This is a genomic window from Moraxella sp. DOX410 (genome assembly GCF_032248735.1).
Classification (GTDB): Bacteria; Pseudomonadota; Gammaproteobacteria; order Pseudomonadales; family Moraxellaceae; genus Faucicola; species Faucicola tetraodonis.
The window spans coordinates 906,917-923,066 of record NZ_CP135138.1 but is presented as its reverse complement, the minus strand read 5'-3'; the positions used below and the strand labels follow the sequence as shown (position 1 = coordinate 923,066).

Annotated in this window: 9 protein-coding genes, 1 other RNA gene and 1 pseudogene; 6 read left to right on the top strand and 5 right to left on the bottom strand. The window is 45.4% G+C overall.

What is annotated here, in order from left to right:
* Positions 1-135: 135 nt before the first annotated feature.
* Together RNZ41_RS04175 and RNZ41_RS04170 are read left to right on the top strand one after the other, a co-directional pair.
* Positions 136-834: a VIT1/CCC1 transporter family protein gene (locus RNZ41_RS04175; RefSeq protein ID WP_314027649.1), complete on the top strand. Its 699-nt coding sequence runs from the start codon at positions 136-138 to the stop codon at positions 832-834.
* 215 nt (positions 835-1,049) lie between these two features.
* On the top strand, positions 1,050-2,543 hold the full coding sequence (locus RNZ41_RS04170) for an alanine/glycine:cation symporter family protein (protein ID WP_314027648.1): 1,494 nt from the start codon (positions 1,050-1,052) through the stop codon (positions 2,541-2,543).
* A gap of 88 nt (positions 2,544-2,631) precedes the next feature.
* Here the strand turns inward: RNZ41_RS04170 and RNZ41_RS04165 are convergent, their stop codons facing one another.
* Positions 2,632-3,771, bottom strand: coding sequence for an MFS transporter (locus tag RNZ41_RS04165; protein WP_203172593.1), 1,140 nt, complete (start codon positions 3,769-3,771; stop codon positions 2,632-2,634).
* Between the two features lie 515 nt (positions 3,772-4,286).
* Here RNZ41_RS04165 and RNZ41_RS04160 point away from each other — a divergent pair.
* Positions 4,287-5,303: an alpha/beta hydrolase gene (locus RNZ41_RS04160; RefSeq protein ID WP_314027647.1), complete on the top strand. Its 1,017-nt coding sequence runs from the start codon at positions 4,287-4,289 to the stop codon at positions 5,301-5,303.
* Positions 5,304-6,153: 850 nt separating this feature from the next.
* Here the strand turns inward: RNZ41_RS04160 and RNZ41_RS04155 are convergent.
* Positions 6,154-7,533 (bottom strand): annotated as a pseudogene (locus RNZ41_RS04155) (DEAD/DEAH box helicase); the annotation flags it as partial.
* Between the two features lie 740 nt (positions 7,534-8,273).
* An RNA gene (ffs, locus tag RNZ41_RS04150) (signal recognition particle sRNA small type) lies at positions 8,274-8,370 on the bottom strand.
* 311 nt (positions 8,371-8,681) lie between these two features.
* Here ffs and RNZ41_RS04145 point away from each other — a divergent pair.
* The gene (locus RNZ41_RS04145; RefSeq protein ID WP_314027646.1) at positions 8,682-9,491 is read left to right on the top strand and encodes an SIMPL domain-containing protein; all 810 of its coding nucleotides are present in this window, start codon (positions 8,682-8,684) and stop codon (positions 9,489-9,491) included.
* Between the two features lie 73 nt (positions 9,492-9,564).
* On the opposite strand, the gene pal is transcribed toward RNZ41_RS04145, so the two are convergent.
* Together pal and RNZ41_RS04135 are read right to left on the bottom strand one after the other, a co-directional pair.
* Complete coding sequence (gene pal, locus RNZ41_RS04140; protein WP_050325105.1) at positions 9,565-10,083, bottom strand: peptidoglycan-associated lipoprotein Pal; 519 nt, start codon at positions 10,081-10,083, stop codon at positions 9,565-9,567.
* Between the two features lie 249 nt (positions 10,084-10,332).
* A complete protein-coding gene (locus RNZ41_RS04135) occupies positions 10,333-10,875 on the bottom strand; it encodes a DUF6231 family protein (RefSeq protein WP_050325104.1) in 543 nt (180 codons plus the stop codon).
* 203 nt (positions 10,876-11,078) lie between these two features.
* On the opposite strand from RNZ41_RS04135, the gene ilvD reads away from it, so the two are divergent.
* Both ilvD and alaS read left to right on the top strand, forming a co-directional pair.
* Positions 11,079-12,980, top strand: coding sequence for a dihydroxy-acid dehydratase (gene ilvD, locus RNZ41_RS04130; protein WP_314027645.1), 1,902 nt, complete (start codon positions 11,079-11,081; stop codon positions 12,978-12,980).
* Between the two features lie 290 nt (positions 12,981-13,270).
* Positions 13,271-15,943: an alanine--tRNA ligase gene (alaS, locus tag RNZ41_RS04125; protein ID WP_309596053.1), complete on the top strand. Its 2,673-nt coding sequence runs from the start codon at positions 13,271-13,273 to the stop codon at positions 15,941-15,943.
* The last annotated feature ends 207 nt before the right edge of the window (positions 15,944-16,150 follow it).

Here is a 16,150-nt window from a genome sequence, read left to right as displayed (position 1 = left end):
CTAAAAACTATTTAGCCTTATTAAGCCTATTATTTGTTAAGCCCATTATAAGAATTTATTAAGCTAATTTTGTTATGTTTACCTTTTAATCTATCTTTTAATCTATGTCAATTTTTTGTTTTTGAGGGCAAGACCATGTATTCAGCACATCATGAACCGCATTTTAGTAATCGCAACAACTGGCTACGCGCAACCGTGCTCGGCGCCAACGATGGTTTAATTTCCACCGCTAGTCTATTAATGGGGGTTGCGGCAGCGCAAGTGGACAGTCACACCTTGCTGTTGACAGGGGTGGCATCGCTGATTGCTGGCGCAATTAGTATGGCAGCGGGCGAATATGTCTCCGTCTCTTCGCAAGCGGATACCGAAAAAGCCGACTTGGCAAAAGAAGCCTATGAACTTGAGCACAATTCAGACCGCGAGCTAAAAGAACTGACGCATATTTATGTTCAGCGCGGTTTAACGCCTGCTATGGCACATGATGTTGCGGTAGCACTCACTGCTCACAATGCCCTAGAAGCGCACGCACGCTATGAAATTGGACTTACCGATACCGCATCCGCTAATCCACTACAGGCAGCCGTGGCATCGGCTTTATCCTTTATCACAGGGGCGCTGCTACCGGTGCTATGTATTTGGCTGTTACCAAAGCAATATTTGGTCGGCGGTTTGGGCACAGTGACCTTGATAGGATTAGCATTTTTGGGCTGGTTATCGGCGTATTTGGGGGGTGCCAAAATTTTCCCTGCCATTGTACGGGTGGTCATTTGGGGCGTTGTTGCGTTGGTTACTACCCACTTTATCGGTGAAATGTTTGGGGTAAAAACAGGTTAGTCAATCACTTTTTATCGCATTATTTATCGCCAATTTTTATCATTACCATTTGCAAAACCAATTGTTTCTTATAAGATAAGAAAACTGTAATAATTCAGCAAGTTTATAGAAACTATTATTGGGTGGTAGAGTAGCGTTTCTATAAATTAAACAGTTGGCAAATAGTCAAAAATCCTATGGGATTTTAGCTTTCTACGGTAGTGGGAGATAAGGTTATGCAAGATTTTGTCAATGCGATTAATGATTGGGTATGGAGTCCCGCATTAATCTATCTATGTTTATTGGTTGGTTTATATTTTTCAATTCGTGGTCGTTTTTTACAAGTGCGCCATTTTGGTCGCATGATTCGATTGCTGATGGACGGCAAAAGCAGCGATCAGGGGGTGTCCTCATTCCAAGCACTCGCTATGTCACTCGCAGGTCGTGTAGGTACAGGCAATATTGCCGGTGTGGCAACGGCGATTACTTTTGGTGGTCCTGGTGCATTATTTTGGATGTGGATGGTAGCGTTCTTGGGTGCAAGTACCGCATTCGTTGAGTCAACGCTTGCGCAGATTTATAAAGAACGTGATGATAAAGGCTTTTTTATCGGTGGTCCAGCCTATTATTTTGAAAAAGCGCTGGGTCAAAAATGGTACGCGGTGTTATTTGCGATATCGGCAATCGCCGCTTGTGGTTTATTGTTACCTGGTGTACAGGCCAATTCGATTGCTGAAGCGATGAACAATTCACTGGGTATCGCACCTAGCATTTCAGCCGCGGTAATTGCGGCACTACTAGGCTTTATCATCTTTGGTGGTGTCAAGCGTATTGCCTCCTCTGCTGAGTTGATTGTACCTTTTATGGCACTTGCCTACATCATCGTGGCGATTGTTATTATCATCATGCATATCGGTCAATTACCTGATGTGCTAGCGTTGATTTTCCGCTCTGCGTTTGGTATGGATTCTACGTTTGGTGCTGTGTTGGGTCTTGCCATCCAATGGGGTGTGAAACGTGGCGTTTACTCAAATGAAGCAGGTCAAGGTACAGGTCCTCACCCATCGGCAGCCGCTGATGTATCACACCCAGCCAAACAAGGCTTAGTACAAGCGTTTTCAGTGTATGTCGATACGCTATTTGTTTGTTCGGCGACAGGTTTCATGCTAATCATTACCGGTATGTATAACGTACAAGACCCTGCCAGCAAAGAAGCCTTCTTGTATCAAGGGGTTAAAGGCGTTTCGGCAGGTCCAGGTTACGTTCAAACTGCGATGGAAAACATCATGCCAGGTTTTGGCGCAGTGTTTGTGGCGGTTGCGCTATTCTTCTTTGCTTTCACTACCATCATGGCTTACTACTATATTGCAGAAACCAATATCCGTTATCTCACTCGTAGCATGAAGCTAAATTGGGCAATCCCTGTACTCAAAGTAGTGATTTTATTTGTGGTAATTTATAGCTGCCTAAAAACCGCCGACTTAGCATGGGCACTGGGTGACTTGGGCGTTGGTTTGATGGCATGGCTCAACATCATTGGTATCTTATTCTTGCAAAAACCTGCGTTTGCAGCACTGCGCGATTATGAAGCACAGGTCAAACAAGGCAAAGATCCGATCTATGATGCGCGCGCCAATGGTGTACACAATGCGCCAATTTGGGATGAAATTTCAGCCAAATACCGTAAAGAATTTGGTGAACATCCTAACCATGATCGCTTTGTACCCTAATTTTAATATGTGACTGCTTTAATGCTTGCACTTAACAGCCGTTAAAAAATAAGCCCCATTGACTGGGGTTTATTTTTGTGATGAATGATTATCTTTTGATTGGGATTTTAATTAATCCAAAAAACGCAATCAGTAAGGCGATGACTTGTACAGCCAGCAGCGTATAGACTGTATATAGCCATTTGCCTTGTGCATATGCCAGACCACACGCCCACGCACCGATACTACCACCGATGTAGTACGCCATATAATATAAACCTGATGCCAGTGACCGCCCTTCTTTGACATTCACCGCGATATAAGTAATGGTCGCCGATTGGGTAATAAATACCCCAGTTGACATTACCGCAAGCGCCACAATAACCAAAGAAATAGGCGCAGCCAGTGTCATCAGCACGCCCATCATCGAAATCATCACGGCCACGCGCACCATACGGGCAGCGCCGTATTTGGCAATTAAACTACTCGCAATCGGTGTGACCACGACCCCAATCAAATACACCGCAAAAATGTTAGCAAGCCCTGCACTTGATAGATTGTAGGGGGCGTCTGCCAAGTGCAAATTGACATAGGTAAAACAGCCCACTAATGAAAACAACACGCACGCGCCAAGCAGTCCTGCGGTCACCACATAACGGTTGCGCACATGTTTACTCAGCATGTGCAGCGCCGATGTAAAATTTGGGTTGGCATGAAAATGACGTGAGCGCGGTAATAACCAAGCCACCAAGCCAGCGCCTAGCACCGTCAACATGCCCATGAACACAAAGCCTTTTTCCCAGCCGATAAGCTCTTCTAAATGCCCCAAGATAAAGCGCCCTAAAAATCCCCCAAATACTGTACCTGAGACATAGTAGGACATCATTTTTGCCATCTCCTTGCCCGCGTATTCTTCCCCGACATAGGCAATCGTCACCACTGTAATGCCAGGTACCGCCAACCCTTGCATAAATCGCCAAATAATGATACTGGAGAGTGAGTCAGATAGCCCAATCATCATGGTTGGTATTGCCATAAAGGCAATGGATGCCACAATGATATTTTTACGACCCACGGCATCGGACAACATCCCCATAAACGGTGACATGATGGCAATGGCAATCACCGTCGCCCCAACTGTCATGCCCACTTGCGTTTCGGTCGCTGAGAATGCTTGCATCATAATCGGCAAAATCGCTTGAATCGAATAGACTTGCAAAAATGCAAACGCGCCAATCATGCCAATCATGATTTTGACTATCAATGAGGGTGGCGTTGTCGGTGGTTTGGTATGCGGTCGTTGAGAGGGCGGTTGTTGAGAAGGCAGTTGATTTTGCGGTTGGCTATGGGGTGGTTTACGGTTAGTTAAGTTACTAGATATTAGTGTGTGAGTATCAGTATCGGTGTCAGTGAAATGATTGGAAGAATCCAAATGCCCAGTGGCATATTGTGGTTGAGACGTCATAGGTGACCTTTTTACAGAGTAGTACCAGTCAAAGAAATGCCTATACTAGCACTAAAGCGCGGTATTTATTGTTAAAAGAAGTTTAACCCTAAGCCGTACTTTGCAAACCAATCATGCGAATTAAAGGTATTTAAAGGCTTTCAATGCCAAATTTGGCGTCCTAGAGTGTAATATTTTTAAAAGATGACTATTTGCCAAAACATCAGTATTTTTCAAAACATGACTATCCAGCCATGACAAAACTGCAGTAATATTTAGCACATTGTGGAAGTTAACCTTAAAATCAATAGGATTGAATTATGCCAGAGAATTTAAAACAGCCAATGCCCGCTGCCATGCAAGCGTATTTGACACAGCTGCATCAAGTGATTGTTCCGTCTCTGTTAGCGCAAGGGGTTAAGCCCAATGCCATCAACGCACGTGAAGCGTTAGCCAATTTGACAACCGCATTTGTCACTGACGCACCCAACATGGCAAAAATCATCGATACGGTGCTAGTGACGCCAAGCAATTTTCGGGGTTACAACGTACCACTTAGGCTATTTGTACCGAGCAACTGCCCCCTGCCAAATGAACAAGCAACGGCTGACGTGCCAGTAATGGTGTATTTTCATGGCGGTGGTGGCATGGCAGGTAGTGTCACTGTGTATGATAAACTCTATAAAAAATTGGCCGAAGCGACAGGCTGTGTGGTGGTAGCGCCCGAATATCGCCTTGCGCCAGAAAACCGCTACCCTGCGGCGATTGATGACGCCCACGCGATTTTAACCTATTTAACAGCGACCCTACAGCAAGTCGGTTATGCCTGTAACGGCAAGCTTATCATAGCAGGTGATAGTGGTGGCGGGGCAATTACTGCCACCTTGGTGCAAGATTGGCTTGCCAACCGTGTGAGCACAGACTTAGCTATCACCCATCAAATTTTGATTTATGCCAGTCTAGACTACACCATGTCACAGCCCTCGATTAAGGAAAATAGCACGGGTTATTTACTGGAATCCAGCAAAATCCGCTGGTATTTTGACAATTATTTTTCAGCATATGATGACCGTGAGCTGAGCTCACCGTTTTGGACCGATGTGGCTACCCTACTGCATCATTCGCCGTATCAAGCCCCAAAGACACTGCACCTAACGGCTGGTTATTGTCCGCTGCGTGATGAAGATATCGGCTATCATGACGTGTTACAAGCCGCAGGCGCGCCATCCCAACTCGTCCATTTTGCAGATATGCCGCACGCGTTTTTGAATATGGAAAATCTGTGCCCTGAGCAATGCAAACAACTGTATCAAACCGTTGGCGAATTTTGCCAATAACACAACGACCCAAACACCCACACAACGGGATAAAATTTGCCCAGGCTGATAACAAGTCAAAATAAGCGACCCAAAAAAAAGCACCCAATTAGGTGCTTTTTTTACTGATCATAGCTTATAGCGGTTTGCCCGTGCTATTGCGACGGCTACGTTTTGGCGCATCCCAACCATCTTGTTTGCCAGCCGGTTTAGCGGATGGCTTGCTTGATGAGGCATAACGGTCAGACGATGACTTAAATCCTTCCGATCTTGACGATTTACCTGCAAATGGTTTATCTGACTTTCTGAAACCCTCAGATTTAAACCCATTTGAGCGTGAATCGCCAGCACGTTGACCCTCTTTTGCCGGATACGGTCTGTCGCTACGTTTTTTAAGCGGTTGACCAAAGGTTTCTTCTACGATTGGACGTGGCTTGCGAGCGCGGTCATCGCCACGAAACTCGCTAGAGCGTTCGGTTTTTTTGGCAAAAGGTTTGTCACCAAAACGGTCATTTTTTTCAAAGCGGTTAGGACGCTCGCCATGACGCTCACTGCTGTTACGGTCAGTGTTGTAACGTGGTTTATCACCTTGATAACCTTTAAAGCCATCTTTGTTAAAGCTACGGTTATCATCGCGGCGACGATCTGCATACTCACCTTGGCGAGGCTCACGATTGCCTTGGCGTGAATCACGGTCAAAGTTTGGTTTGTCCGATGATTTAGCAGCGCGGTGAAAATCGCCCTGACTGTTGCCATGACGGTTATCTGAATCACGATGACGACGCGGCACACTCGCATCATCACGACCAAAACGACTATCGCTGTTGCCTTGGTGACCTTTGTCAAAACGCTCGCGTTTTTCAAAACTTGCCGAACTATCGTTGCTCGCTGATTTGCCATAGCGTTCTTGGTTGTCAAAACGTGGCTTGTCCGCAAAACGACGCTCGCTTGAAGCTCTATCGCTTGAACCACCAAAACGTTGTGAGCGACTGCCACGGTCATCACGACCGCCACGGCTATCACTGCCGCTGCGACCACGACCGCGACCATCACGACCATTAGGCTTACCACGACCTTCAAATTTTTCCACAAAACGCGGTTCTAAGCCTTCAACTTGCGCTTCATTGATATCACGTTTTAGGTAACGGGCGATATTGCCAAATTGACGACGGTCATCGCGGCTACATAGGTTGATGGCAATACCAGTACGACCGGCACGACCTGAGCGACCGATACGATGCACATAATCTTCTACTTGGCGCGGTAAATCATAGTTGAATACATGGGTAATATTAGGTAAATCAAGACCACGTGCAGCCACGTCTGTTGCTACCACGATGTCAAATTTGCCACTGCGTAGATCTGAGACGATACGATTACGTTTGCTTTGTGGCAAGTCACCATGCAGATAACAGGCTTTGTGTTCCCATTGTTGTAGGCGCTCAGCGACTTCTTCACTGCTGCGTTTGGTCGCGGTAAAGATAATCGCTTGACCACGCTCTGGGTCACAGATCAGGTGCTCTAATAATTTATTTTTGTGGTCAAAGTTGTCACAGAAGTACACTTTTTCATCGATGTGTGCGGTTTCAACTTTGATGTTGATACGCTCTGGGTCTTTGGTAAAGCTTTCAGCGATTTTACCGACTGGACCATCCCATGTCGCAGATGACATGATGGTTTGGCGATGCGCGGGTGTGGCTTCCAAAATCGCATTGATATCATCGGCAAAGCCCATGTCTAGCATACGGTCTGCTTCATCAAGTACCAACATGGTCAAATCAGAGAGATTTACACGCTGGGCGTTGATATGATCTAGCAAACGACCCGGCGTCGCTACGATGATTTGTACGCCTTTTTTTAGCGCACGGATTTGACCACTGTATGCCGCACCACCCACAAGTGGCACACTGTACAAATCTTTCATGGCTGAGCCATATTTGCGGATACTGTCTTGTACTTGGTTAGCCAGCTCACGCGTCGGTGTCAAAATCAACGCTTGTACGACTTTTGGCTGTTGGCGACCACGTTTGCCACTTGCGGTCTTTTCTGCCGCTTTTTCTTTAGCTTGTAGTTCGCTTAATTGATGCAAAATTGGTAATACAAACGCGGCAGTTTTACCACTACCTGTTTGTGCGGATAATAGCAAATCACGACCCGCTAATGCAGCAGGAATCGCGCGCGCTTGGATAGGCGTTGGTGTGGTATAACCCGTTGCCACAATACTTTTTAGTAATGAACCTGAAATACCCAATGCGGTAAAACCATTTTCGCTAGGGTTAGCATCATCAGACGTTGGCGCATCTGTTGCTACAGTATCAGTCGCGACAACATCCGTTGTCGCAGTTGCTTCTGTGTCATCAACTGGGGTGTTGCCAGTAGGCTGATTGCTGTTGGCTTGGCTGTGGCTAAAAAAATTATCGATTGAGTTATCAGCAAAATCTGTGGTTGAATTAAAATCAGTCATGTAAGTCCTTAAAAAATAAGTTAATCAAAGTGTCGGTGGTAACCTTGATTGAAAACACGCAACAAGCAAAAGCCCTCAAGCTGACTGCACTTTCAAAATGGATAAGCAAAATGAATAGGCAAAATTATCAGCTATCATTAATCACAAATATCGTGTTAATCGCTTTAAAGCATTGTAATCGTGTCTGTAAGACTTATTTTCACTATAAAAATAGTGACAAAACCTACTGTCAGACTTATCAAAACTTTTGAAACAGTAAAACCATCAAAAAGTTCGTATCGCGGCATTCATAAGAATGCTTAAAAAAATACAATGCTAAATATTAGGTTATCATCGGAAGATTATCAGCGCTTACAATGGCGCGCTTGATATATAGGCAGATGGATAAGCTAGATTAATTGGAAAATTGACGTTGCTCTTAGCGTTTAGGTAGCGTATATGAGTCATTATTGGTCAGTTTTCTTTCGCAATTAAAAAACTTACCAAGTGAAATAGGCATCAAAAACACCTACTTAAAAAAGTGATAACCCCACTAGCACATCTTCGGCACACTGGCTGGCTGCTACCGTTGCTACCTTCCGGTCCTGGCGGGGTTCACAGCAGCTAGTTGCGAAGCTACCAATGGGGTTACCGAAGCGGTATTCTAGAGAATTTGGCGACCAAATGCAAACTATTTTTATCCTATACGCCAAATTTTTGTATTTATTTCACTTTTACACACGCTAAACCATCACCAAGCAACATTTAGGTAAATTTTTGTCGAATTTCTTACCCTTTTTCTACAATTCTTGCGCTGCAAATGTTACAAAATATTTTATAATGCCCATTCAACAACATATTGAATGAACTAATAGAGTAGTTTAATCAGCAACAGATTCATGCCAACCCATATAAAAAAGCACTAGAAAAACTAGGAAAAAACAATAGGAAACACTATGACACATTTAAGCACCGCGACTACCAACCATCCCAATCATAAAGCGCATGCCAATCATACAATGACCAAAGGTATTGCAACCAGCTTACTTGCTATGGCGACGCTATTACCTTTTACCAGTGTTTCAGCCACTATCTACCCTGTGAATCCATCCCCTGCGAACTCATCAATGACCAATACTTTAAACTACGGCTTGCTTAATTTTGCTGCCTCAGCAAGTAAAAAAGTCAGCAATGACCAAATCAATGCTACCCTTAGCAAAACTGTGCAAAACAAATCAAGCAGTGAGGTGGCTAATCAAATCGCTACCACGTTGAACCAAGCGGTTGCCATTGCCAAAAAATACCCACAAGTGCAAGTGAGTACGGGCAATCAAACCACCTATCCACAATATGATAAAAACCAAAAAATCATTGGTTGGACGGGGACTGCAAGCTTGAATTTAAAAAGCACCGATACAGTTGCCGCTAGCAAATTGATTGCTGAATTGCAAAGTTTTATGACGGTTGATGGATTAGGCTTTAGCGTGTCTGATGCTGCGCGCAAAGCCACCGAGCAAGAATTGATGATGGAAGCTTCCAAAAACTTCCAGCGCCAAGCGCAAACGCTGCTACCTGTGTGGGGCGCAAAAGGCTATCAATTAGTCTCGTTGGATTTTAGTCAAGGGGGCGATTATCGTGCACCGCGCGCGTATGGCAGTGTAATGATGCTAGAAGCCAGCAGTGCCAAAGTCGCTGACCAAAACTTCCAAGCGGGCGATAGCACCATTACGGTCACTGCCAATGGTACCGTTCAACTGGTCAAATAAACCGATTTTAACCACAAAAAAACCTGTTGAATTAACAGGTTTTTTTGTTTGTCTTTTACTCACTAAGCAATACTTAGTAAGAAATTTCTGCACGGCGGTTTTTTGCCCATGCTGATTCGTCATGACCGGGATCGGCAGGTTGGTCTTCACCATAGCTGATGGCTTCCATACGTGAAGCTGATACCCCTGACGTAGCTAAGTAGGCTTGTGCGGCTTGGGCACGGCGCTCACCCAATGCCAGATTATATTCACGGCTACCACGCTCATCGGTGTGACCAGCAATAGCAACACGGGCGCTTGGATTGGCTTGTAAGAATTGCGCTTGTTGATTTAACACGGCTTGACCTTGAGCGTCGATTTCACTGCTATCAAAGCCGAAATACACGGCATTTGGGTTAGCACCCGCGGCGGTGATAACTGACGTTGAGTTTGTTACCACAGCGCCCCCGTTATAGTAGCCTACGCCACCGGGAACGCCCATCGGCGCAACCACTACTTCAGATGTGTCGGTACGTTTGGCAGAACACCCTGTTAAGGCGATGGTTGCCATCATTGCAGCAGTGCTTACTACTTTTAGCATCGTTAATTTCATAGTCTTTCCTCAAAAATTATTATTTAACGCGTTTACCTATTTTGTTACTTTTCGATAGAGTAAATCAATCTCGCGCTTTTTGTAAACAGTGTTACTGTAAATTTTAGCCAACTTTTTCTCAAAGTTCTCAAAGCAGTTTAATTTTTGGATTAAACAAGTAGCTTAAAAAAATTTACCGGTTATAAGATAAGTGATGATAATGAAACAAGATGTCTAAAACAGTGATATTTAAATTTTTGTCTAAAACCGCTACCAACGAAATTTATTCCATAGTTCAGGATTTGCCCAAAACTTGCTATTAAACCAATCTGGCAAATGTTTATAGTCAAACAGATTAAATTGCCATACTTGGTAGTTGGTTGCATGATGATCTTGGTCATTTTCCACAATCGGCTGCTCATGTAATCGGCTAAAGCCAAAGCTCACCACATCCACACCTGTTGCTGGCTCGGATAAGTTTTGCACCACCAAACAATGCTTGGCAAACAAGTCGCGACAGCGCTGAATGATTTGGGTATCGATAGCGCTATCGTTTGATAATATTATCACTGCCAACTCATAGCGCTTAGCAAACCGATGCGCGATAAACGCTTGATAATCAAACGCTTCCCAACTCACGGCTTGATCAATAGCTTCATCAATGGCTTGAATTTGGCTAAAAACCGACTGCGTGTCATTACCAATAATCAGCCCGGTGAACGGTTGATTTATTGATGAGTTATTTTTATCTTTACTTAAAAATGCCAGACTTTGTCGGATGACATCGGTAATGCTTAAGGTGGGATTGGTCAAAATAAAATCCTTTTGATGAGTTTTTACCAGATACGATTGAATGATAGCCGTGATATAGCAATGATAAGGGTGGCTAATATGCCATTATTTAAAACCAATTATAACTATCTATCATGAGCCATGACTAGCCCTTTTGGTCGAGACAGAGTACACTAAGTGCTAAATTTATCACTTGTATTGACTGTTACAAATAAGGAACAACCATGCCACAATATCGCTCAAAAACCTCCACGTCTGGCCGCAACATGGCGGGTGCACGCGCACTTTGGCGTGCAACCGGTATGACGGATGAGGATTTTAACAAACCGATTATCGCGATTGCCAACTCGTTTACCCAGTTTGTACCCGGTCACGTACACCTAAAAGACTTGGGTCAGCTGGTTGCCCGCGAGATTGAAGCGGCAGGGGGTGTTGCCAAAGAATTTAACACCATTGCGGTGGATGATGGTATCGCCATGGGTCACTTGGGTATGCTCTATAGCTTGCCAAGCCGTGATTTAATTGCTGATAGCGTGGAGTATATGGTCAATGCCCACTGCGCCGATGCGCTGGTTTGTATCTCCAACTGCGATAAAATCACCCCTGGTATGCTGATGGCAGCGATGCGCCTCAATATCCCAACGATTTTTGTGTCGGGCGGTCCAATGGAAGCGGGCAAAGTATTGGCATCCACGTTGGGCGATGGACATACCACCCATGAAACCGTGATGAATGAATTGGGTGAAAAAATTCGCAAACTTGACCTAGTCGACGCCATGATTGATGCGGCAGATGACTTGATTAGTGATGAAGATGTGGCACAAACTGAGCGCTCTGCTTGCCCAACTTGTGGCTCATGCTCAGGCATGTTCACTGCCAACTCGATGAACTGTTTGACCGAAGCCTTAGGCTTATCCCTGCCTGGTAATGGCTCGCTACTTGCCACTCACGCCAAACGTAAAGATTTATTCTTAGAAGCAGGTCGCCGTATCGTAGCACTTGCCAAACGTTATTATGAGCAAGATGACGCCAGCGTGTTGCCGCGCTCAATTGCGACCAAAGCGGCATTTGAAAACGCCATGAGCCTTGATATCGCCATGGGCGGCTCAACCAACACAATTCTACATTTGCTTGCCGCTGCCCATGAAGCCCAAGTAGATTTTAAAATGGCGGATATTGACCGTCTAAGCCGCCGTGTGCCTTGTCTATCAAAAGTTGCCCCTGCGACGCAAAAATACCATATGGAAGATGTTCACCGCGCTGGGGGTGTAATGGCAATTTTAGCCGAGCTTGATCGCGCAAACCTGCTGCAAACCGATGTCCCCACCGTTCATAGTGCTTCACTCAAAGCAGCGCTTAGCCAATGGGATATCATGAATCCTGATAATACTGAGGCACGTGAGCGTTATATTGCAGCCCCAGGTGGGGTACGCACCACGAAAGCCTTTAGCCAAAACAATGAATGGTCCAATCTTGATGTCAACCGAGAATCTGGCTGTATCCGCAGCAAAGAATTTGCCTACTCGCAAGACGGTGGTTTGGCGGTATTGTTTGGTAATATCGCTGAACGTGGCTGTGTCGTCAAAACAGCGGGCGTGGATGACAGCATCCTAAAATTTACCGGTCGTGCCCGTGTGTTTGAAAGTCAAGACGATGCCGTCGCAGCGATTTTGGCAGACCAAATTGTCGCCGGTGATATCGTGGTGATTCGCTATGAAGGTCCAAAAGGCGGTCCTGGTATGCAAGAGATGTTGTATCCCACCTCTTACCTAAAATCAAAAGGTTTAGGTAAAGCCTGTGCGCTACTTACCGATGGTCGTTTCTCAGGTGGTACGTCAGGTTTATCCATCGGTCACGTCAGCCCAGAAGCCGCTGAAGGTGGTACCATCGGTTTGGTGAATGAAGGCGATACCATCGAGATTGATATCCCTAATCGCTCGATTCATTTGGCGGTTGATTTTGCCGAACTGGAAAAACGCCGAGAAGCGATGGTAAGCCGTGGCAACCAAGCTTGGAAACCTGTCAATCGTGAGCGCCAAGTGTCAGCCGCCTTGCGGGCGTATGCAGCGATGACTACTAGCGCGGATACAGGCGCGGTGCGTGATGTCAGTCAAGTAGAGCGGTAATTTTTGCCCCCAACGACATTGCTATAAAAAAATTATCAAAAAAGATCGATGGTGCATATCGGTCTTTTTTTTATCCCCATGAAAAACGTTGCAAACCTCATACTTGACGCCCACGGTTTTAGATGCCATGTACGGTTTTTAAAAGGTGCGTTTTATAAAAGGTGTGGCTCTTAAAAGGTGCGATTTATAAAAGCATTATCCACATCGAATGAATTCTGCTAAAATACAATGTTTACATTTTTTTGATAATATATGCCAAATTTAATTTTGAAAACTCTTAAGGAGCCGCTGTGAGCCGTCCGTTTTCTTCAGCCGATATACGTCAAGCTTTTATCAATTATTTTGCCGAAAATGGTCATACCCCAGTGGCATCATCGAGCCTAGTCCCACATAATGACCCTACCTTGCTATTCACCAATGCCGGTATGAACCAATTTAAAGATGTGTTCTTAGGGATAGACAAACGCGATTATAAACGTGCGGTATCGTCGCAAAAATGTGTGCGCGCAGGCGGTAAACACAATGACCTTGACAATGTCGGCTATACCGCCCGTCACCATACGTTTTTTGAGATGCTCGGCAACTTTTCGTTTGGCGATTATTTTAAACAACAAGCCATCCCATTTTGTTGGGAGTTTTTGACATCGGATAAATGGCTTGGTCTGCCAAAAGACAAGCTGTATGTCACCGTGTATCACACCGATGATGAAGCCTTTGATATTTGGCATAACGTGGTGGGCTTGCCTGCCGAGCGTATCATCCGTATTGGTGATAATAAAGGCGGTCAATACCAATCGGATAACTTTTGGGCAATGGGTGACACAGGTCCTTGTGGTCCTTGTACCGAAGTATTTTATGACCACGGCGAGCATATTTGGGGCGGTCTGCCAGGTACACCTGAAGAAGACGGCGACCGTTTTGTCGAGATTTGGAACAACGTCTTTATGCAGTTTAACCGCCAAAAAGATGGCACTCTTGAAAAACTGCCTGCGCCAAGTGTCGATACGGGAATGGGTTTAGAGCGTATTAGTGCCATCATGCAAGGCGTGCATAGCAACTATGAAATCGATATATTTACCCATCTCATGCAACACGCGGCGCAAGTGATTGGCTTGCCAAACGATATCGACTTACAGTCTGAGCCATCACTCAAAGTACTTGCCGACCATATCCGCTCGGTTTCCTTTTTGATTGCAGATGGCGTACTGCCAAGCAATGAAGGTCGTGGTTATGTGCTGCGTCGTATCATCCGCCGCGCAGTTCGTCATGGCAACAAATTAGGTGCTAATGACAACTTCTTTTATAAGCTCGTCGCACCACTTGCCCAAATCATGGGCGATGCCTACCCACAGCTTCGTGAACAGCAAGCCAATATTGAGCAAGCTATCTTAAAAGAAGAAGAACAATTTGCCAAAACCTTATCACAAGGTCTCAAACTGCTATCCCAAGAATTAGATAGCTTAAAATCTGGCGATACGTTGTCGGGTGCAACCGTGTTTAAACTGTATGACACGTACGGTTTCCCTGCTGATTTGACGGCGGACATTGTGCGCGAACGCGACATCAGCATTGATGAAGCCGGTTTTGAACAAGGCATGGCGCAGCAACGCGCCCGCGCCCGTGAAGCAGGTAAATTTGGCGTTGATTATAACCAATTGATTCAAATTGACAGTGCCACTGAATTTTTGGGGTATGACCAAGCAGAACACAGCAGCACTATCACCCACTTATACCTTGAGGGCAAATCGGCTGAACAATTGCAGGAGGGTGATGAAGGGGTCATCGTATTATCGGCAACGCCTTTTTATGCTGAAGGCGGTGGTCAAGCAGGTGAATTGGGTGACATCCAAACCGAAACCGGCGTATTTGAAGTTCAAGATACCAAAAAATCTGGTCAAGCCATCATTCATCATGGCGTGGTCAAAATGGGCAGTATCCGCCAGGGTCAATCAAGCGAAGCACGCGTGGCAAGCCAAGTACGCGCCATGAGTGCCAAAAACCACTCCGCCACTCACCTACTGCACGCCGCCCTTCGTGAGCATCTTGGTACAGGCGTCACCCAAAAAGGGTCATTGGTCAATAGTGAGGTGTTACGTTTTGACTTCTCGTATGACAAAGCCTTGACTGAGCAAGACATCATCACCATTGAAAACATCGTCAACCAACAAATCCTTGCCAACCAACCTGCCACTGTAGAAATGCTCAGCATGACGCAAGCGCAAGACAAAGGCGCGATGGCACTGTTTGGTGAAAAATATGGTGACACGGTTCGCGTACTGTCGATGGGTACAATAGATAAAGACGGCAAGCCTTTCTCCATCGAGCTATGTGGTGGTCTGCATGTACAACGCACGGGTGATATCGGTTTATTCAAAATCGTCAGTGAGCAAGGCATTGCGGCAGGCATTCGCCGTATCGAAGCAGTGACAGGCATGGGCGCAGTCAAATATGTGCAGCAAGGTGAAAAACAGCTCAATCAACTTGCCAGTCAGCTCAAAGCCAAACGCGACGAAATCGCCGACCGTGTCAATCAAATGACCGACAAAACACGTGACCTTGAAAAACAGCTTGAGCGTTTACAGCAAAAATTGGCCAGCAGCCAAGCCAAAGACTTAATCAATAACGTGCAAGACATCAACGGGCAAAAAGTGCTGATTGCAAGCTTACAAGGCATGGATGGTAAAGCATTACGCACGATTGCCGATGACATGAAGTCAAAATTGCATGATGGCATCGTGGTGCTCGCGGGCGTGGCTGACGATAAAATTGCGCTGACTGCCAGTGTTGGCAAAGACTTAACCAGCAAAATCAAAGCGGGCGATATCATCAAACACTTAAGCGAGCAGCTTGGCGGTAAAGGGGGCGGTAAACCTGACTTTGCCCAAGGCGGCGCAACTGATGTCGCAGGCTTGCCAACTGTATTAGATGCGCTACCAAATTGGTTGGCTGAGCGACTTGCCTAATTAAAACTAACCCTAAAAAAACGCCGAATGACTTATTCGGCTTTTTTTATGGGGTTATTTTTTATGCGACTATATAAGGCATGCGTTTAATCAGGCTTAATCAAAGCGCCATTTACTTTAGCCAAACATTCGGTATCATAAAGCCTAAAGCACATTGTGTATAATCGTTTCTATAATCGCATCTTCTAAAATCATATCTAACATCTT